Here is a 19203-nt window from a genome sequence, read left to right as displayed (position 1 = left end):
CTGGCCGCCGTGGTCAGCGGCCGGGCGGAGCGCTGCTCGGCCGGAGGCCCGGGGTCACGCCGTTGAAGACCGACGGGTTCGTGGTCGGCTCCGGCTCCTCCGTGCCGACCAGCTTCCGCTGCATCGTCACGTTCTGCTCGCCGGTGCCGCCCAGCTGGATGTCGTCGTACGCCTTCAGCTCCTGGGTCTCGTCGAAGTACAGCACCGACATCGTCAGCGGGGTCGGATCCTCGCCCTCCAGCCCGCGCAGGCCGGCCCCGCCGCTCGAGCCCTGCACCAGCAGCCGGGTCTGCTGCGGCGCCTCGGACACCGCCGCAGACGGGCTCGGCGCCGCCGACGCCGAGGGGTCCGGGGACGGCACGGCCAGCACGCTCACCTCACGCTTGTGTTTGTGCCCGGCCAGCACCAGCGGCACCGCCCCGGACAGCGGCGGCGCCATCGCCGGGTCGTGCACCAGCGCCACGTTCACCTTCGTCTTCGACCCGCGGATCGTGACGGTCAGCCGTTCGCCGCTGGCCAGCAGCGGGGAGTACGCCTGGCCGTCCGCGTCCACCGGCGGGTCCTGGCTCTTGTTCGGAGTGAATTCCGGGTCGCCGATGCCGGCGATCGTCAGGCCGTTGATGGTGGTCGTCGCGTTGTCGAGCACCGTCGCGTTGCGCTGCCGGGCCACCGCCTCCTGGATCAACATCGAGTCATGGTTGCCGCGCACGTAGATGTACGGCACCCCGAGCTGCCCGATGCTGCTCACGTACGAGGTCTCGGCGTTGCTGCCCCAGTCCACGATGTCCCCGGTGTCCACCACCGCGTCGATGTCCCACTGCTTCACGACCGTCCGGATGACACCCCACGAGGACGGGTTCAGGTGCAGGTCGGACACGTGCAGGATGCGGGTGGTGTTGGTGGCCGGCTCGAACACCGGCAGCGCCGACACCGTGGTGTAGATCCGGCTGACGTTGCTCACCAGCTGCTGGAGCTGGTCGGCGTACCGGCCGTAGTTGTCGGCGATCCGCCGCGCGTCACCGACCACCGCGGGCGCGTTGACCAGCAGGCCCTCGTACCGTGGCTCGCTGATCGCGTCCGGCCGGATCGTGCCCGCGGCCAGCCCCAGGCTGCCCCCGGTCACCACCAGCGCCAGCACGCCGGCGGCGGCCACCCGGCGGATGTTGCGGAAGATCAGCGCGGACAGGATGAGCGCGCAGACGATCGCCGCGCCCAGCGCCCGCAGCCCGAGCTGGAGCACGCCCTTGGTCACGTCGTCCACCGCGGACTGGCCGGCCGCACTGATCGCCGTCGGGTCGTCGATCAGCGCCTCGGTGCGTTTCTGGTCCAGCGAGCCCAGGTTGACCTTGAGGTGGATGGGGCCGTCGTGGCTCTCCAGGTGCAGGGAGCCCAGCGGCGGGATGTTCACCTCGGTGCCGCCCTCGACCGACGGGCTGATCGACATCTCCGCCCGGAACGGGCCGACCGCGATCTCCGACTGGGCGAACAGCATGGTGCCGACGAACACCCCGGTGAGGCTGACGGCCAGCACCGCCGCCCACACGCGCAGGCGCTGGGTCCAGGGCCGCTGCCAGGTACGGCTCACCGCGGCGCGGGCGCGCGTGATCTTCTCGTTCATAGTCAACAGCTCACCTGCCCCCGTACGCCGGTCGTCAAACAGTGCCGGCGGTCAGCTCCGGCCGGCTCCGCCGTCGGAGAACACCAGCCGGATGATCTGGTCGTCGTCCGGCGCCGGCTCGCCGCCCTCCTCCTGGTTGGAGGTGGTCACCCAGAACGAGCCGTCGGGCGCGGCGGCCAGCGCACGCAGGCGGCCGTACTCGCCGGTGAGCACCGCCCTGGGCTGGCCCAGCAGGGTGCCGTTGCCGGTCACGTCGACCATCCACAGCCGCTGGCCCTGCAGGCAGGCCGTGGCGACCATGTTCTCCAGCACCGCGACGCCCGCGCAGGACGAGTCGGCGATCGGCCAGCTCACCACGGGGTTGATGAACTTGGCGTCGGCGCCGGCGCCGGTGCCGTCGACCTTGGGCCACCCGTAGTTCTTGCCCTTCTGGATCACGTTCAGCTCGCCGGACTTCTTCTGGTTCGACTCGCTGGCGTACATCTTCTTGGCCGCGTCCCACGCTATGCCCTGCACATTGCGGTGACCGGACGACCAGACCGGCGAGTCCTTGACCGGATTGCCCGGGGCGGGCTTGCCCGCGGTGGTGATCCGCAGGATCTTGCCGCCGAGGCTCTTCGGGCTCTGCGCCTGAGTGCCGCTCGTGCCGTCGCCGGTGGTGACGTAGAGCAGACCGTCCGGGCCGAACGCGAGCTGGCCGCCGTTGTTGTCGGCCGAGTGCGGGATGCCGGTGAGGATCGGCTGCGGCTTGCCCTTGAGCTTCAGCTTGGCGACCCGGTTGTCCTTCGCCGTCGAGTAGTACACGAAGACGGTCGCGTCGGTGGCGAACTTCGGGGAGACCGCGATGCCCAGCAGCCCGCCGTCGCCGCCGGGCTCGGCCTCGCTGAGCCGCTGCACCTCGGTGACCTTGAGCCCGTCGGCGTCCGACTGCGGGCCGACCTGGAGGATGCGGGCGGTGTCGCGCTCGGTGACCAGCGCCCCGCCGTCGGGCAGGAAGGCCAGGCCCCAGGGCACCTCGAGGCCCTTGGCCAGCACCGTGACGGCCGCCGCGGCCGCACCGCCGCTGTCCGGGCCCGCCGACACGGACGGGGTGGGCAGGTTCGGCGGCTCGCCGGCCACGTCCGGCTCCGGCGGGCCGAAGCTGCACGCGGCGGTCAGGGCCAGCACGGCACCGAGTGTTACGGCACCGGCGCGGACCCGGCGACTGCGCTCGATCACACGACCTCCTCGTTTCCCCGGTCCAGGGTAACCGTGTCCGCTGGGACGTCCGGCACACCGCGATCTCCGTACCGGGTGCCGGGGTCGCCGGGGCGGCTAGGTTGGCACGGTGAAGGTCTGGATCGCTCATCAGGAGGGCCGCGAGCTGCTCGGCCCCCAGCCGGCCGGCGTCGAGGTCGAGATCTGCGCGGACGCGGCCACGTTGCCGTCCGATCCGGCGGAGGTCCGGTTCTGGGTGCCGCCGTTCAGCGCCGTGGGGCGGGCCGCCGACCTGCTGGCGAAGCTCACCGGGCTGCGGGTGGTGCAGCTGCTCTCGGCCGGCGCCGACAAGTGGGCCGGTCAGGTGCCGCCCGGTGTCCAGCTCTGCGACGCCAGTGGGGTGCACGACGCCTCCGTGGCCGAGTGGGTCCTGGGCGCCGTGATCGGCTCGCTGCGGCGGTTCCCGGCGTTCGCCCGGGCCCAGCAACGGCACGAGTGGGCGCCCGAGGCGTTCACCCCGGCCCCCGAGCTGACCGGCAAGCGGGTGCTGATCGTGGGGGCCGGTTCGATCGGCCGGGCGGTCGAGGAGCGGCTGGCGCCGTTCGAGGTGACGGTGACCCGGGTGGCCCGCACCGCCCGGCCGGAGCAGGACGTGCACGGGGTCGGGGACCTGCCCGGGCTGCTGCCCGCCGCCGAGATCGTGGTGCTGCTCGTGCCGCTGACCGAGCAGACCCGCGGGCTGGTCGACGGGTCCTTCCTGGCCGCGCTGCCCGACGGCGCGTTGCTGGTCAACGCGGCGCGTGGGCCGGTGGTGGACACCGCCGCGCTGCTCACCGAGGTCGCCACGGGACGGATCGGCGCCGCGCTGGACGTCACCGACCCGGAGCCGCTGCCGGCCGGGCATCCGCTCTGGGACCTGCCCAACGTCCTGATCACCCCGCACGTCGGCGGCGCCGTGGCCGGGCTGCTGCCCCGGGCCTACCGGCTGGCGGGGGCGCAGCTACGCCGGTTCGCCGCCGGGGAGCCGCTGGTCAACCGGGTCGTCGACGGCTACTGAGCCGTCCTCCTCGTCCCCCTGCAGCTGCTGGCCGCCGGCCGCGATGACCGCGGGCAGGTTTGCCGTCGTCACCCCGGTCAGCCGGATCACCTTGCCGTCGGTCAGCAGGGCGGACACCCGGCCACGCGGGTCCGGCCCGAGCTGGTCGACCCGGGACCACGGGATCTCGGTGCTGCCGAGCAGGGCCCGTACCCGCAGGCCGTCGGCGCTCACATCGGTGCCGGCGCGCAGCACCCAGAAGAGGATGGCCAGCGGGATCAGGATCACGGGGGCCAGCCGCAAGCTCGCGCCGGCGACCGGGAGGGTGCCCACGAACGCGATCAGCGCGGCGACGAGGAGGGCTCCGGACTTACGGACGCGCAGGGCGGGCTTTCGACTCACATTCCTCATCCTCGCACCCCCCGAACGCGGCGTTTTTGTCGGACCGGCCGGGAATACTGCTGCTCATGTCCGAACTACTCGCCATCGGCACCAAGAAAGGCCTGTTCCTGGCCGTCAGTGACGACCAACGGCAGAGTTGGAAGATCGGCTCTGCGCACTTCCCCGGCACCGCGATCTACGCAGTCGCGATCGACAACCGCGGTCCGGCGCCCCGCCTGCTGGCCGGCGTCGACAACTCCCACTTCGGCCCCAGCGTGTCCGTCAGCGACGACCTGGGCGCCACCTGGCAGGAGCCCGACGTGGCCCCGCTGGCCTTCCCGGCCGACGCCGGCGCCGCGGTCGAGCGGGTCTGGCAGATCGCCCCGGCCGCGGACGGCGTGGTCTACGCCGGGGTCCAGCCCTCCGCGCTGTTCCGATCCGAGGACGGCGGACGCACCTATGAGCTGGTCCGCGGCCTGTGGGACCACCCGCACCGGCCCGAATGGGGTGCCGGGTTCGGCGGCCAGGCGATCCACACCGTCCTGCCGCATCCCGACGACCCGGCCCGGGTGCTGGTGGCCATGTCCACCGGCGGCGTCTACCGCACCACCGACGGCGGTGCCACCTGGGCGCCGGCCAACGCCGGCATCAAGGCGTACTTCCTGCCCAACCAGTGGCCCGAGTTCGGCCAGTGCGTGCACAAGGTGGCCCGCGACGGCGCCGACCCGGACAGCTACTACGCGCAGAACCACCACGGCGTCTACCGCACGGTGGACGGCGGTGACTCCTGGCAGTCCATCGCCGACAACCTGCCCGCCGACTTCGGCTTCCCGATCGTCGCGCACCCCGGCCGGGCGGGCACGATCTGGACCTTCCCGCTGGTCAGCGACGGGCAGCGGGAGCCGGTCGACCAGCGCTGCCGGGTGTTCCGCTCGACCGACGCGGGGGAGCACTGGCAGCCCGGCCAGGCCGGCCTGCCCGAGGAGCCGTTCCACTCGCTGGTGCTGCGCGACGCGATGTGCGTGGACGACGCCGAGCCCGCCGGTGTGTATTTCGGCACCCGCTCCGGCGAGGTCTTCGCCAGCCGGGACGAGGGCGAGAGCTGGACGACGGTGGCCGCCCACCTGCCCGACGTGCTCTGCGTGCGTGCGGGGACGATCTGATGCCGACCGTGCTGGTGCCCGGGGTGCTGCGGGCCGAGGCCGGCGGCTCCCGGGAGCTCCAGGTGGAAGACGGCGGGACGCTGGCTGCGGTGCTCGACGAGCTCAAGGAGCGCTGGCCCCGGCTGGAGCGCCGGATCCGCGACGAGAACGGGACGCTGCGCCGGTATGTGAACGTCTATGTGGACGGGGAGGACTGCCGCCGTTCGGGCGGCCTTGATACCCCGGTCCCGGCCGGGGCGGAGATCCAGGTGCTGCCCTCGGTGGCCGGGGGCTGACCCGGGCGATGCGGGTGCGGCGGACGGGGGTGCAGGTCCGCCGCCGGGCTGAGCGGGCTTCGTCACGCTTGCGCGGGCGCCGGGTTGCGCGGGCGCCGGGTTGCGCGGTCTCGTCGCGCTGCTGCCGGTAGGCAGCGGTGGACGGATTGTTGCGGAATCTTTTCCGGTCGATTGCCGTGGGTCCGTCCATACCCGACGATCTCGACGTGCGCGGCATTACCGCGCGCACGTAACCTGTCCGGGGGACATTCGTTACCCGGTGTGGGTGCGGTGACCCCTCCGTCGCCGCCGCCTGTCCCGCCCAGCCTTCACCGTCCGCAGAGGATCACCCCCCACGTGACAGTGCAGCTCATAGCGCGATCCGGCACCTGGCCCCACCGGGTGGCGTTCCTGGCCGCCCCGGCGGCAGGCGCCCTCGTGCTGGCGGCCGGCCTGGCCGGGGTGATCTCCGACCTGGCCGCGCTGGCGTTCGGCGTCGGCGCGGTCGCGCTCTGGGCCACCGCGGTCCTGGTGCACAGCGCCCTGGCCATCCACCATCGGGACGGCACGTTCGCGGCCTGCCGGGGCGCCGGCTTCATCGGCATGGGCGCGCTCGTCACCGGCGCGACCACCGCGGTGCTCCTCGCCGACCCGCCCGGCCGTGGCATCTACGCGGCCGCCGGGGTGGGTGTGATCGCCACGCTCTTCATCCTCGGCACCATGCTGCTGCCGGGCGGCGCCTCGTCGGTGGCGATCCGGCTGCGCCGCGCGTTTGACGGCCTGGGGCTCGGCGTCGCCCTCGGGTTCGCGGCATACCTGATCACGCCGATGCGGGGGACCCCGGTCGCGGCGCTGGTCTGCGTCCTGCTCGCCGCGGCCGGCATCTCGATCATCACGGTCATCGTGCTGCGGGCCCGCCTGCACCGCCCGGCGGCGTTGCGCTGCGGCGCCGGCGCCATCCTGGTGTTGATCGCGCTCTGTGCCGCGATCAACGTCGTGCTGTCCGGCGGCGCCGGCTGGGTCGTGGCGAGTCTCGGCCTGCCGATCGTGGCCGGCCTGGCCCTGAGCGCGGAGGGCGGCTCGCGGCGCAACCTTCCCGACTCGCCGCAGCCCCGCGAGCAGGACCAGTACCTGTCCGGCTATCCGCTGCTCGCGGTGCCCGCGGGCATCGGCGTGCTGGCCGCGCTCTACCACCTCGCCGTGGTCGGTTCCTTCGACCGCACCGCGGTGCTGCTCGGCGTCGCGATGGTCGCCGTGCTGACCATGCGTGAGCTGCTGGTGGTCAGCGACATCCGCCGCTACACCGGGCAGCTGCGCACCAAGGAGGCGCACTTCCGGTCGCTGGTGGCCGGCGCCACCGACCTCACGCTGGTGCTCGACGACCGGCTGACCGTCCGCTGGCAGTCGCCGGCCGCGGCCCGGCTCTTCGGCCTCTCCGACTCGGAGGTCGTCGGTCGCACGTTCCTCGAGCTCATCCACCCCGAGGACGTGCCGGGCGCGCAGGCCGGCCTGGAGGCGCTGCTGGCCGGCGAGCACGACGAGGGCCCGCCGGCGCTGCTGACCGCGCGGATCCGCGACGGGCACGGGATGTGGCGTGACACCGAGTCCACGGTGGCCGACCAGCGTTCGGTGCCCGAGGTCGCGGCGCTGGTGGTGCACGTCCGCGACGTCGGCGAGCGCCGGCACCTCGAACGCACCCTGCACCGGCTGTCCTACACCGATCAGCTGACCGGCCTGGCGAACCGGCGGGCGCTGATGCGTGACCTGCTCAGCCACCGGCGCCGCGCGGGGCAGCACGGCACCCTGCTGGTGATCGACCTGCACGGGCTCGCGGAGATCAACGACGCCAAGGGCCGGGAGACCGGGGACGCCGTGCTGATCGAGGTGGGCCGGCGGGTGCGCAGCCTGCTGGCCGAGGAGGACGTGGCGGCCCGGCTCGGCGGCGACGAGTTCGCGGTGCTGACCCCGGACGGGGCGGTGCTCGCGTACGCGTTGGCGACCCGGATCGTGACGTTGCTGATGGAGCCGTACCAGCTGCCCGGCACGATCGTCGAGCTGCACACCAGCGTCGGCCTGGCCGAGCTGGCCGGCGGCGCCGACTCCGAGGACGTGCTGCGCCACGCCGACCTGGCCCGCAGCCGCGCCCGCCAGCTCGGCCGCGACCGCGTCGAGTGGTACGACACGGACATCGAGCTCCAGCTGCACCGCCGGATGGACCTGGAACGCGAGCTGCTCGGCGCGGCCGAACGCGGCGAGCTGGACCTGGTGTTCCAGCCGGTCGTCTCGCTCCGCGACGAGCAAACGGTCGGCGTGGAGGCGCTGCTGCGCTGGCGCCACCCCAAGATGGGCACCGTCCTGCCGGCGGAGCTGCTGCCGATCGCCCGCGCGGTCGGCTGCGCCGCGGAACTGGACGAGTGGGTCCTCGACGCGGCCTGCCGTCACCTGGCCGGCTGGACGGCCGGCGGCAGCGACTTCTGGCTGTCGGTCAACGTGGCGCCCCGCGAGCTGCTGACCGCGCGCTTCCCGGAACGGGTCGCGGAGATCCTCAACCGCTACGACCTGCAACCGGAACGCCTCGTCGTGGAGGTGCAGGAGACCTGGGTGGCCGAGGACGTGCCGGCGATCGTGGCGTCCCTGACCGGCCTGCGCAAGCTGGGCGTCCGCGCGGCGCTGGACGACTTCGGCGCGGGCCAGGCGTCATTGGCGCACCTGCGCAGGCTGCCGGTCGACATGCTCAAGCTGGACCAGGTCCTGGTGAACACCCCACCGGAGCCGGCGGTCGGCCCGGCGGTGATCGACGTGGTGGTGAGCCTGGGGCGCCGGCTGGGGCTGGAAACGGTGGCCAAGGGCCTGGAAACGGCGGAGCAGATCGAGCGCGCCCGGCGGGCGGGATGCCTCTACGGGCAGGGATTCGCGTTGGCGAGACCGGCGCCGGCGGAGCGCATGGAGGCCTACCTCGACACCCACCGCGCCTGAGCGATCAGGTCTCCCGGGGTGGGGCTGTGCTTCCGCGGGGAGTCAGATGAGCCGTCCCCTCCTCGACGTCCTCCACCGGCACCCCCGCGATCGCATCCAGCAACTGACGCGCCGCATGCGCCCCGTAAGCCGCGATATCCCTGCTCAGCGCCGTCAACGGCGGATGCACCAGCGAGCACAGTGGTGAGTCGTCCCACGCCACGATGGACAGGTCGCCCGGCACCGACAGGCCCATCTCCTGCGCCACCGACAGGCCCGCCACCGCCATCACGTCGTTGTCGTAGATGATCGCCGTCGGGCGTTCCGCGTTGATGAGCAGGCGGCGGGTCGCCCGGCCGCCCTCCTCGCCGGTGTAGTCCGACGGGACCGTCACCGCTTCGCTCAGCCCCAGGGAGGCGCAGATCCGGGCGAACGATCTGGTCCGGGTCTGGGTGTGCAGCAGGTCCGGCAGGCCGCCGACCCGGGCGATGCGGCGGTGGCCCAGCGCCATCAGGTAGCGGACCGCCTCGGTGATCGCGCCCGCGTCGTCGGACCAGAGCTGGGTCAACTTGCCCGTGTCGCCGGGGCCGCCGATCACCACCGCCGGCAGCTGGAGTTCGTTCAGCACCGGGATGCGGATGTCGTTCTCCCGCAGGTCAGTCACGAACACGCCGTCCACCCGGCGTTCGCCCCACCAGCGGCGGTAGACCTCGGTCTCGGTCTGCGGGGTGGCCACCACCTGCAGGGTGAGCGCGTACGACCGGGCCGCCAGTTCCTGCTCGAAGCCGCTGATCAGGCCCATGAAGAAGGGTTCGATGCTCAGTATGCGGGCGGGCCGGCACAGGGTGAGGCCCACCGCGCGGGCGCTGGCGCCGGAGAGGGCGCGCGCCGCGCTGTTGGGGTTGAAGCCGATCTCCTGAGCGATGGCCACGATGCGCTGACGGGTCGCCTCGGAGACGCCCGGTTGCCCGTTCAGCGCGTACGACACCGCCCCTTTGGACACGCCGGCCCGGCGCGCGATGTCGGCGATCGTCGGCCGCTTCACTCGGGTCGCCTCTCTTTCCCGGAAACATCGCTGGTGGAGCGCTCTCACGCTACCTCGCCCCACTGAGACCCTGGCGAGCGCTGTGAACTTGATCGGTTAAGTGTTGCAGACCACTCAGGTTCGCGTAACCCCGTCCTTACATCCTGACCAATTTGCCCTGCTTTACCGGAGCTTACAGCGGTTGGTAACGGACGAGGACATCAACGTGAAACACGCTCTTGACACCGGGTGAGTCGCGTCATACGGTCGCGTCACTTATCCGGTTCAGTAAATTCTTACAGCACATTCCCTGGGTGGAGGAACGATGGAACGGTTCGCCAAGCGAGGCGTGGCGCTGATCGCCGCAGGCCTTGCCGGAACCCTGGCTCTGACCGGTTGCAGCGGCGAGAAGCTCGCCGACAACGGTGGTGGCAGCAACGCGACGGCGGCTCAGGTCACCCTGAAGGTCAACTTCTGGGGCGACTTCGGTCTCGAGGCGCTCAAGGCGCAGTACGAGAAGGACCACCCCAACGTCAAGATCTCGCTGAACTCCGGTGAGTTCAACGCGCAGCACCAGGACCTGCAGAAGAAGCTGGTCGCCGGCTCCGGCGCGCCGGACATCTCCGCGATCGACGAGGGCTTCGCCGTCCAGTTCCGCAGCCAGGCCGACAAGTTCGTCAACCTGCTGGACAAGGGCGCCGGCTCGTACGAGGCGAAGTACCTGGGCTGGAAGTGGAAGCAGACGCTGTCGGCCGACGGCAAGACCCAGATCGGCCTCGGCACCGACGTCGGCGGCCTGGCCATGTGCTACCGCACCGACCTGTTCAAGAAGGCCGGCCTGCCCACCGAGCGCGACGCCGTCTCGGCGCTGTGGCCGACCTGGGACCAGTTCATCGCCACGGGTGAGAAGTACGTCAAGGGCAGCGGCGGCAAGAAGTTCATCGACTCCGGCACGGACATGTTCAACCCGGTCCTCGCCCAGCAGCCGGTCGGCTTCTACAACGAGCAGGACCAGCTGCAGATGGACGGCGGCCCCAAGGTCGCCTGGGACACCACGATGAAGGCGCTCAAGGCGGGGATCTCCGCCAACCTGGTCAGCTTCCAGCCCGGCTGGGACCAGGGCTTCAAGAAGGACCAGTTCGCCGCGCTGCCGTGCCCGGCGTGGATGCTCGGCCACATCCAGGAGACCGCCCCCGACCAGAAGGGTAAGTGGGACATCGCCGCGATCCCCGGCGGCGGCGGCAACTGGGGCGGCTCGTTCTGGACCATCCCGAAGCAGGGCAAGAACGTCGATGAGGCGTACAAGTTCGTCGAGTGGATGATCCAGCCGGCGCAGCAGATCGAGATCTTCAAGACCGTCGGCAACCTTCCGTCGCAGCCCGAGCTCTACAAGGACCCCGCGGTGCTGGACTACAAGAAGGAGTTCATGAACAACGCCCCGACCGGTCAGATCTTCGCCAAGACCGCGGAGAGCCTGAAGCCGCAGTACCTGGGCAAGAAGAACGGCCCGACCCGGGTCGAGGTCGAGAAGGTGATCACCCGCGTGCAGCAGGGCAAGCTCCAGCCCGACGCGTCCTGGCCGGAAGCGGTCAAGGCGGCGGAGAAGGCCAGCAAGGCCTGACAAGCGATGACGGCGGGGCGGTCTGCTGACCGTCCCGCCTCGTCCCGTGCTGGAAGGAAAGGCCGTGACCCTCACCCGTACTCCGCTGTCGCACGCCGTGACGCAGCCGGAGCCGCCCAAGAAAGAGCGGGCCTGGCTCTACCGCTTCGACACCAAACGCGCGCCGTACCTCCTGATCGCCCCGTTCTTCCTGTTCTTCGCGGTGTTCGGGCTCTTCCCGATCATCTTCAACGGTGTCGTCGCGCTGCGTACCTGGCGACTTGACGATCCGGACCGGGACGGCTGGGCCGGATTCGCCAACTTCTCCAAGCTGCTGCACGACGACACGTTCTGGAACGCGCTGGGCAACACGTTCGGGATCTTCCTGCTCTCCACGATCCCGCAGCTGCTGCTGGCGCTGATGATCGCCAACCTGCTCAACCGCAAGCTGCGCGGCACCACCTTCTGGCGGATCGGGGTGCTGCTGCCGTACGTCACCCCGGCGGCCGCGTCGACGCTGCTGTTCTCGGTGTTCTTCGCCCGGGACAACGGCATGGCCAACTGGTTCCTGTCGCTGGTCGGCTTCGGCGCCGAGAACCCGATCGACTGGCGCGCCGACAAGTGGAGCTCCTGGATCGCGATCGCCACGATGGTCAACTGGAAGTGGATCGGCTACAACGCGCTGCTCTACCTGTCGGCCATGCAGACCGTCCCCAAGGACGTCTACGAGGCCGCCGCGGTGGACGGCGCCGGGCCGCAGCGCCAGCTCTGGCAGATCACGGTGCCGATGATCCAGCCGGTGGTGATCTTCACGGTGGTGCTGTCGACCATCGGCGGCCTGCAGCTGTTCAACGAGCCGATGCTCTTCGACTCCAACCCGGTCTCGGCCAGCGGCGGCTCGGACGGCCAATGGCAGACCATCGCGCAGCTGATCTACCAGGTCGGCTGGATCAACCTCGACCTCGGGTACGCCGCGGCGATGTCCTGGGCCCTGTTCGTGATCATCTTGATCGTCGCCGGCCTGAACGCGCTGCTCACCAATCGACTGGGCGGAGGCCGCCGATGACCACCACGACCAAGACCGCGCCGCCGCGGCACCGCAAGAGCCTCGCCGAGATCGCCCGGGCCCCGTCCGAGAGCCGCGGCACCTGGTGGACCTATCTGATGCTGGTCCTGGTGCTGCTGGTGTCGGCGTTCCCGGTCTACTGGATGTTCGTCATCGCGTCGAGCACCGAGGAAGCCGTCTCGCAGATCCCGCCGTCGGTGGTGCCCGGCTCGCAGCTGCTGGTCAACCTCAACGAAGTCTTCACGATGCAGGACGTCTACTTCACCGCGTCGCTGATCAACAGCTTCATCGTGTCGACCGTCGTCACCGCCTCGGTGCTGTTCTTCTGCTCGCTGGCCGGGTTCGCCTTCGCCAAGCTGCGCTTCAAGGGCCGCAACGGGCTGATGATCGTGGTCATCCTGACCCTGACGGTGCCCAACCAGCTGGGCGTGGTGGCGCTCTACATCCTGATGGGCAAGCTCGGCTGGAACGGCACGCTGCTCGCGGTCATCGCCCCCGGCCTGGTCACCGCGTTCGGCGTCTTCTACATGCGGCAGTTCATCATGAACGCCATCCCGGACGAGCTGATCGAGTCCGCCCGGATGGACGGCGCCCTCACCATGCGGGTGTACTGGAGCATCGTGCTGCCGGCGATCCGGCCCGCGCTGGCCGTGCTGGGCCTGCTCACCTTCGTGGCGACCTGGAACGACTTCCAGTGGCCGCTGATCCAGCTGAACGGCACCGAGTTCCCCACCTCGATGGTGGCGCTGTCCGACCTCGCCAGCGGCAACTACGTCATCTTCCGCCGGGTGCTCGCGGGCGCGTTCGTCGCCACGGTCCCGCTGCTTCTGCTGTTGTTGCTGGGTGGACGGCAGATCGTTCGGGGGATCATGGAAGGCGCCGTCAAGTCCTGATGAAAACGGTTTGACCTTCGGTTTCCGCCGCGGGGATATACAGAGGAGTCCTGTGTTCTCGTACCGACCCTTGCATGACGGGTGGGCACTCAGCGGCGGCGACGTGGACAGCGTCGCCGCCACCGTGCCCGGCTGTGTGCACACCGACCTGCTCACCGCGGGCCTGATCGACGACCCGTACCTGGACGAGAACGAGACGAAGCTCGCCTGGATCGGGCGCACCGACTGGGTCTACGAGACCGTGTTCCAGCACGAGCCGGGCGCCGGCCGCACGGACCTGGTCTGCGCCGGGCTCGACACGGTCGCCACCGTCGTGCTCAACGGCGTCGAGCTGGGCCGCACCGCCAACCAGCACCGCGGCTACCGCTTCGACACCCGGGACACGCTGCGGGCCGGGGAGAATCAGCTCCGGATCCACTTCGGTTCGGCGTACCGCTATGCCGAGGCGCAGCGGGATCGGCTCGGTGACCGGCCGAACGCCTATCCCGAGCCGTTCAACTTCATCCGCAAGTCGGCCTGCAACTTCGGCTGGGACTGGGGTCCGACGCTGGTCACCGCGGGCATCTGGCAGGAGATCGGGCTGCACAACTGGTCGTTGGCCCGGCTGGCCGAGGTGCGCCCGCAGGTGACCGTCGCCGGCGGCACCGGCAGGGTCGAGGTGCGGGTGCGCCTGCAGCGCGAGGCCCTCGGGCCGGTCACTCTCACCGCGACCGTCGCCGGCGAGCGGGTGGCGACGACCATCGAGGGGGAGGAGGCCGTCCTCTCGCTCACCGTGCGTGGTCCCGAGCTCTGGTGGCCCATCGGGTACGGGGACCAGCCGCGCTACGACCTCACCGTGACCGCGTCCGGCCCCGACGGCGAGCTGGACAGCTGGACCCGCAAGATCGGGTTCCGGGACGTCCGGGTCGACACCGCGCCGGACGCGGACGGCAGCGCGTTCACCCTCGTGGTCAACCAGACGCCGATCTTCGTCCGGGGCGTCAACTGGATCCCGGACGACGTCTTCGCCAACCGGGTCACCCGCGAGCGGCTGGCCGCCCGGTTCGCCCAGGCGATCGACGCGAACGTCAACTACCTGCGGGTCTGGGGCGGCGGCCGGTACGAGTCCGAGGACTTCTACGACCTCGCCGACGAGCTCGGGCTGATGGTGGGGCAGGACTTCCTGTTCGCCTGCGCGGCGTACCCGGAGGAGGAGCCGTTCGCCGGCGAGCTGGCGGCGGAGGCGCGCGAGCAGGTGGTGCGGCTCGCCTCGCACCCGAGCCTGATGATGTGGACCGGCAACAACGAGAACATCTGGGGCCACCAGGACTGGGGCTGGCAGGCGGAGCTCGGCGAGAAGTCGTGGGGCGCCGGCTTCTACTTCGACCTGCTGCCGCGGATCGTGGCCGAGGAGGACCCGAGCCGGCCGTACTGGCCGGGCAGCCCGTACTCGGGGCGCGACGACAAGCACCCCAACGATCCGGCGTACGGCACCATGCACATCTGGGACGTCTGGAACACCGACGACTACACCAAGTACCGCGAGTACCGCCCGCGGTTCGTCGCCGAGTTCGGTTACCAGGCACCCCCGGCGTACGCGACCCTGCGCCGGGCCATCTCCGACGAGCCGCTGGCCCACAACTCGCCGGGGATGCGGGCGCACCAGAAGGCCGCGGACGGCGACGCCAAGCTCCAGCGTGGCCTCGACGCCCACCTGCCGGCGCCGCGCGACTTCGACGACTGGCACTACCTGACCCAGCTCAACCAGGCCCGGGCGCTGTCGCTCGGGATCGAGCACTTCCGGTCGCTGCGCCCGCTGTGCATGGGCACGATCATGTGGCAGCTCAACGACTGCTGGCCGGTCACCTCATGGGCGGCGGTGGACGGCGACGGCCGCAAGAAGCCGCTCTGGTACGCCCTGCGCCGCTCGTTCGCCCCGCGCCTGCTGACCGTGCAGCCGCGGGAGAACGGGCCGGCGCTGGTGGCGGTCAACGACTCAGGGCTGCCGTGGCAGCTGTCGGCGACCGTGTCTCGCCGTACCCTCGACGGGGTTGTGCTGGCCCGGGTGACGGTCGACGCGACCGTCGCACCCGGCTCGGCCACCACCCTGGACCTGCCGGCGGAGGTCGGCGCAGCCGCCGACGCGACGCGGGAGCTGCTGGTCGCCGCGGCCGGGGACCAGCGGGCCTGGTGGTTCTTCGCCGAGGACAAGGACATCGCCTGGCCGCCGGCGAAGTTCGACGCGACGTTCGAGGCGGTCGGCCCGGACGCCCGGGTGCAGATCACCGCGCACCACATCCTGCGCGACCTGACCCTGCAACCGGACCGGCTGGACCCGGCGGCCGAGGCGGATGACAACGGGGTGACGCTGCTGCCCGGCGAGTCGGCGACCTTCCTCATCCGCGGCGGCGCCGGGCTGGAACCGACGGCCCTGACCACCCGCCCGGTGCTGCGCTGCGTCAACGACCTGACGTGACGGAAGTCCGTCCGTGCCCGGCCTGATCGAGGCCGGGCACGGGGGACGACGCAGCTTGTGGAGGCAACCGGGCTCGGTGACATCTACGTTGTCGGCCCGCCTGCTCAACCGTCGAGATACGAGTCCCAGTCTGGATCCCGTGCGGACGGCTGGCTCGCAACGTCGTCCGTGGCGATCCGGGTGCGCAGGTCGTCCGCCCAGGATCGGGACCAACGATGTAGGTCCGTGATGACGTCAAGAGGCAGCGTGGACATGGTCGCGAAGTCAAGGTCGCGAGAGGGGCGGCTGGTCAGGTGGTGAGCGCTGATCGCATACCCGCCGGCCAGGACGAGGCCGAGGTCGTCGGAGGCGTCGAAGGCTGTCCGGGCAAGCCGTTGGTGGAACGGGTCCACGCCAGGTCAGACCGCTGCGAGGTCTGGGAGCTGTTTCTCCCAGACGCCGATGAGGTCTCTGGCGGTCAGTCGTCGGATCTTCGGCCAGTCCTCGGTCAGGTGCGTCCAGTTGATCCACTGCGCCAGGTCAGCGCGCTGCCCTTCACCGATCAGCGTCGTGTACAGGGTCAGTCGCCGACGCGGATCAGTGACGTCGAACACGGGGCTACCGGACCAGCACAGGCGATTGGGCAGCTCGACCAGGCCGACCGCTGGACCAGCGAACTCTCCCCGGCCGGGAATACGGCTGTCGACACCGCCCGTCCGGGACAGCATCTGGTTGATACCCACCCGCTCATCCTCGCATCCACCCAGGGCTACGGGCCAACTGTGGCCTGGAGCGGGCCGATCGCCGGGACCACCCAGAAACCGGGTTCGCGGGCAGAGGCAGTGTGATTCAGTGCATAGCCGCTCGGCGCTGTTTCCCTTCCTCCGCCCGATAGGCCAAGGTGAACGTTCGCTGCGTCGGACCCCATCGGAGGCATGTTCGTGGAACGGCTCTGGAGCCGGATCGGAATCCGGGTGGCCTCGGTGGGCCTGCTCGTGGGCGGTCTCGCCGGCGGCGTGCACGTCGGTCGGCAGCACCAGGATCAAGCGCTCGGCGACCGGGCCGATTCCGTCGCGGTGGACGCCGCGGAGATCCGGCTGCTGAAGGAACGGCACGGCCGGCACGCTGCCGCGCGTGCGCACCAGCGGGAGGCCGAGGACGAGGCCGCCGCCAAGGCCGGTGCGGTGGCCCAGGTCGCCGCCGGCAACGCGCGGATGCTGGATCGCAAGGTGGTCGAGAAGAAGGCCGACGAGAAGCGCCGGGCCGAGGCGAAGAAGGCCGGGACCGTGCCGTACGACGGGCCGATCCCCTCGTCCTGCAACGAGTTCAGTGGCAACCGGAAGATCGGCTGCGCCCTGATGATCGCGGCGGGCTTCCCGATCAGCCAGTTCGGCTGTCTCAACAAGCTGTGGACCAAGGAGAGCGGCTGGAACCACCGCGCCCGTAACCCCAGCTCCGGCGCGTACGGCATCCCGCAGTCGTATCCGGGCAGCAAGATGAGCTCGGTCGCGGCGGACTGGCAGACCAACCCGGCGACCCAGATCAAGTGGGGGCTGGGTTACATCAAGGGCCGGTATCAGACGCCGTGCGGGGCGTGGTCGCGTTCCGAGAGCACCGGCTCCTACTGACGATTCAGCCCGGCAGCCGACCGGCCGGCCGCCACGCACGGAGCTTCGTGCGTGGCGGCCGGCCGGTGGGTGCTGCTGGTGGGTGCCCCGGTCTCGCGTACCGAGTTATTCGGGGACCTTGCGGTAGGCGCCGTCGCTGGCGCTGGTCGCCATCGAGGCGTAGGCGCGCAGCGCCGCCGAGACCGGACGCTGCCGGTCGGCCGGCGTGTACGGCTTGGGCCGCTGCTCCTGGGCCTGCCGCCGCCGGGCCAGGTCCTCGTCGGAGACGTTGAGCGTGATGGTGCGGCCGGGGATGTCGATGGAGATCTCGTCGCCGGTCTCGACCAGGGCGATCAGGCCGCCCGATGCCGCCTCCGGGGAGACGTGCCCGATGGACAGGCCCGAGGTGCCGCCGGAGAACCGGCCGTCGGTGATCAGCGCGCACGCCTTGCCGAGGCCGCGGCCCTTCAGGAAGCTCGTGGGGTAGAGCATCTCCTGCATACCCGGGCCGCCGCGCGGCCCCTCGTAGCGGATGATCACCACGTCGCCGGCCACCACCTGCTTGCCGAGGATGCCCTCGACCGCCGTGTCCTGGCTCTCGAAGACCCGGGCCGGGCCGCTGAACTTCCACAGCTCCTCGGCCACGCCGGCGGTCTTCACCACGCAGCCGTCCGGGGCCAGGTTGCCGAACAGGATCGCCAGCCCGCCGTCAACCGTGTACGCGTGCTCGACCGACCGGATGCAGCCCTCGGCCGCGTCGGTGTCCAGCGTCGCCCAGCGGTTCTCGGTGGAGAACGGCTGGGTGGTGCGCACCCCGCCGGGCGCGGCGTGGAACAGCTCCAGCGCCTGCTCGCTCGGGTTGCCACTGCGGATGTCCCAGGTCTCCAGCCAGCTCTGCAGGTCGGGGGAGTGCACCGAGCGCACGTTCGTCCGCAGCGCGCCGCCGCGGTGCAGCTCGCCGAGCAGCGCGGGGATGCCGCCGGCCCGGTGCACGTCCTCCATGTGGTACTTCGGGCTGTTCGGGGCGACCTTCGACAGGCACGGCACCCGGCGCGACACCGCGTCGATGTCGGTCACGCTGAAGTCCAGCTCGGCCTCGCGGGCCGCGGCCAGCAGGTGCAGCACCGTGTTGGTGGAGCCGCCCATCGCCACGTCCAGGGCCACCGCGTTCTCGAAGGCATCCCGGGACGCGATCGACCGCGGCAGCACCGACTCGTCGTCGTGCTCGTAGTACTGCTTCGCGATGTCCACGATCAGCTCGCCGGCCCGCTCGAACAGCGCCTTGCGGGCGGCGTGCGTGGCCAGCGTCGAGCCGTTGCCCGGCAGGGCCAGGCCGATCGCCTCGGTCAGGCAGTTCATCGAGTTCGCGGTGAACATGCCCGAGCAGGAGCCGCAGGTCGGGCAGGCCGACCGCTCGATGGTGTCGAGCTGGGCGTCGGTCACGTTCTCGTTCGCGCTGGCGCTCATCGCGTCGACCAGGTCGAGCTTCTCGTGCACCACGCCCTCGATCGCGACCGTCTTGCCGGCCTCCATCGGGCCGCCGGAGACGAACACCGTGGGGATGTTCAGCCGCAGCGCCGCGATCAGCATGCCCGGGGTGATCTTGTCGCAGTTCGAGATGCAGACCAGGGCGTCGGCGCAGTGCGCGTTCACCATGTACTCCACCGCGTCGGCGATCAGCTCGCGGCTGGGCAGCGAGTAGAGCATGCCGCCGTGGCCCATCGCGATGCCGTCGTCGACCGCGATGGTGTTGAACTCGCGCCCGATGCCGCCCGCGGCGAACACCGCGTCGGCGACCAGACCGCCCATGTCCTTCAGATGGACGTGACCGGGCACGAACTGGGTGAAGCTGTTGGCAATGGCGACGATCGGCTTGCCGAAATCGTCGTCGGTCATGCCGGTGGCGCGCCACAGGGCGCGCGCGCCGGCCATCGTCCGACCGTGGGTCGAGGTCCGGGAGCGCAGCTCAGGCATG

16 protein-coding genes are annotated in these 19203 nt (G+C 70.9%); 9 read left to right on the top strand and 7 right to left on the bottom strand.

Annotated features, from left to right (window positions below):
* Positions 1–13 precede the first annotated feature (13 nt).
* On the bottom strand, positions 14–1618 hold the full coding sequence (locus ACIBQZ_RS34040; protein WP_396092948.1) for a metallophosphoesterase: 1605 nt from the start codon (positions 1616–1618) through the stop codon (positions 14–16).
* A 51-nt stretch (positions 1619–1669) separates the two neighbouring features.
* On the bottom strand, positions 1670–2836 hold the full coding sequence (locus tag ACIBQZ_RS34035; protein WP_396092947.1) for a PQQ-dependent sugar dehydrogenase: 1167 nt from the start codon (positions 2834–2836) through the stop codon (positions 1670–1672).
* Positions 2837–2945: 109 nt separating this feature from the next.
* Between ACIBQZ_RS34035 and ACIBQZ_RS34030 the strand changes: the two genes are divergently transcribed.
* A complete protein-coding gene (locus ACIBQZ_RS34030) occupies positions 2946–3872 on the top strand; it encodes a 2-hydroxyacid dehydrogenase (RefSeq protein WP_396092946.1) in 927 nt (308 codons plus the stop codon).
* Here the strand turns inward: ACIBQZ_RS34030 and ACIBQZ_RS34025 are convergent.
* Positions 3816–4253, bottom strand: coding sequence for a PH domain-containing protein (locus tag ACIBQZ_RS34025; protein WP_396092945.1), 438 nt, complete (start codon positions 4251–4253; stop codon positions 3816–3818). The genes ACIBQZ_RS34030 and ACIBQZ_RS34025 overlap by 57 nt on opposite strands.
* Positions 4254–4318: 65 nt before the next feature.
* Between ACIBQZ_RS34025 and ACIBQZ_RS34020 the strand changes: the two genes are divergently transcribed.
* From ACIBQZ_RS34020 to ACIBQZ_RS34010, 3 genes are all read left to right on the top strand, one after another.
* The gene (locus tag ACIBQZ_RS34020) at positions 4319–5395 is read left to right on the top strand and encodes a WD40/YVTN/BNR-like repeat-containing protein (protein ID WP_396092944.1); all 1077 of its coding nucleotides are present in this window, start codon (positions 4319–4321) and stop codon (positions 5393–5395) included.
* A complete protein-coding gene (locus ACIBQZ_RS34015; protein WP_396092943.1) occupies positions 5395–5670 on the top strand; it encodes a ubiquitin-like small modifier protein 1 in 276 nt (91 codons plus the stop codon). Before ACIBQZ_RS34020 ends, ACIBQZ_RS34015 begins: the two co-directional genes overlap by 1 nt.
* Positions 5671–6006: 336 nt before the next feature.
* Positions 6007–8625 (top strand): EAL domain-containing protein, encoded by a 2619-nt coding sequence (locus ACIBQZ_RS34010; RefSeq protein WP_396092942.1) that lies wholly within the window; start codon positions 6007–6009, stop codon positions 8623–8625.
* A gap of 4 nt (positions 8626–8629) precedes the next feature.
* Here the strand turns inward: ACIBQZ_RS34010 and ACIBQZ_RS34005 are convergent, their stop codons facing one another.
* Positions 8630–9649 carry a LacI family DNA-binding transcriptional regulator gene (locus ACIBQZ_RS34005; RefSeq protein WP_396092941.1) on the bottom strand — a complete coding sequence of 340 codons (1020 nt, stop codon included), beginning with the start codon at positions 9647–9649 and terminating at the stop codon, positions 8630–8632.
* A gap of 304 nt (positions 9650–9953) precedes the next feature.
* On the opposite strand from ACIBQZ_RS34005, the gene ACIBQZ_RS34000 reads away from it, so the two are divergent.
* From ACIBQZ_RS34000 to ACIBQZ_RS33985, 4 genes are all read left to right on the top strand, one after another.
* Entirely contained in the window at positions 9954–11249 is a 1296-nt protein-coding gene (locus ACIBQZ_RS34000) for an extracellular solute-binding protein (protein ID WP_396092940.1), read from the top strand.
* A gap of 64 nt (positions 11250–11313) precedes the next feature.
* The gene (locus ACIBQZ_RS33995) at positions 11314–12294 is read left to right on the top strand and encodes a carbohydrate ABC transporter permease (protein WP_396092939.1); all 981 of its coding nucleotides are present in this window, start codon (positions 11314–11316) and stop codon (positions 12292–12294) included.
* Positions 12295–12392: 98 nt separating this feature from the next.
* A complete protein-coding gene (locus ACIBQZ_RS33990) occupies positions 12393–13187 on the top strand; it encodes a carbohydrate ABC transporter permease (RefSeq protein WP_396093014.1) in 795 nt (264 codons plus the stop codon).
* Positions 13188–13239: 52 nt separating this feature from the next.
* Positions 13240–15642 carry a glycoside hydrolase family 2 protein gene (locus tag ACIBQZ_RS33985; protein ID WP_396092938.1) on the top strand — a complete coding sequence of 801 codons (2403 nt, stop codon included), beginning with the start codon at positions 13240–13242 and terminating at the stop codon, positions 15640–15642.
* 104 nt (positions 15643–15746) lie between these two features.
* On the opposite strand, the gene ACIBQZ_RS33980 is transcribed toward ACIBQZ_RS33985, so the two are convergent.
* A complete protein-coding gene (locus ACIBQZ_RS33980) occupies positions 15747–16034 on the bottom strand; it encodes a nucleotidyl transferase AbiEii/AbiGii toxin family protein (protein ID WP_396092937.1) in 288 nt (95 codons plus the stop codon).
* A gap of 6 nt (positions 16035–16040) precedes the next feature.
* A complete protein-coding gene (locus tag ACIBQZ_RS33975; protein ID WP_396092936.1) occupies positions 16041–16364 on the bottom strand; it encodes a hypothetical protein in 324 nt (107 codons plus the stop codon).
* Positions 16365–16562: 198 nt separating this feature from the next.
* On the opposite strand from ACIBQZ_RS33975, the gene ACIBQZ_RS33970 reads away from it, so the two are divergent.
* A complete protein-coding gene (locus ACIBQZ_RS33970) occupies positions 16563–17249 on the top strand; it encodes a lytic transglycosylase domain-containing protein (RefSeq protein WP_396093013.1) in 687 nt (228 codons plus the stop codon).
* Positions 17250–17354: 105 nt separating this feature from the next.
* On the opposite strand, the gene ilvD is transcribed toward ACIBQZ_RS33970, so the two are convergent.
* On the bottom strand, positions 17355–19202 hold the full coding sequence (gene ilvD / locus ACIBQZ_RS33965; RefSeq protein WP_396092935.1) for a dihydroxy-acid dehydratase: 1848 nt from the start codon (positions 19200–19202) through the stop codon (positions 17355–17357).
* Position 19203: the final 1 nt, after the last annotated feature.

The sequence above is a fragment of the Actinoplanes sp. NPDC049599 genome (assembly GCF_044465625.1).
Classification (GTDB): domain Bacteria; phylum Actinomycetota; class Actinomycetes; order Mycobacteriales; family Micromonosporaceae; genus Actinoplanes.
The sequence above is the reverse complement of the archived record's forward strand: the minus strand, read 5'-3'. Positions and strand labels throughout refer to the sequence as shown.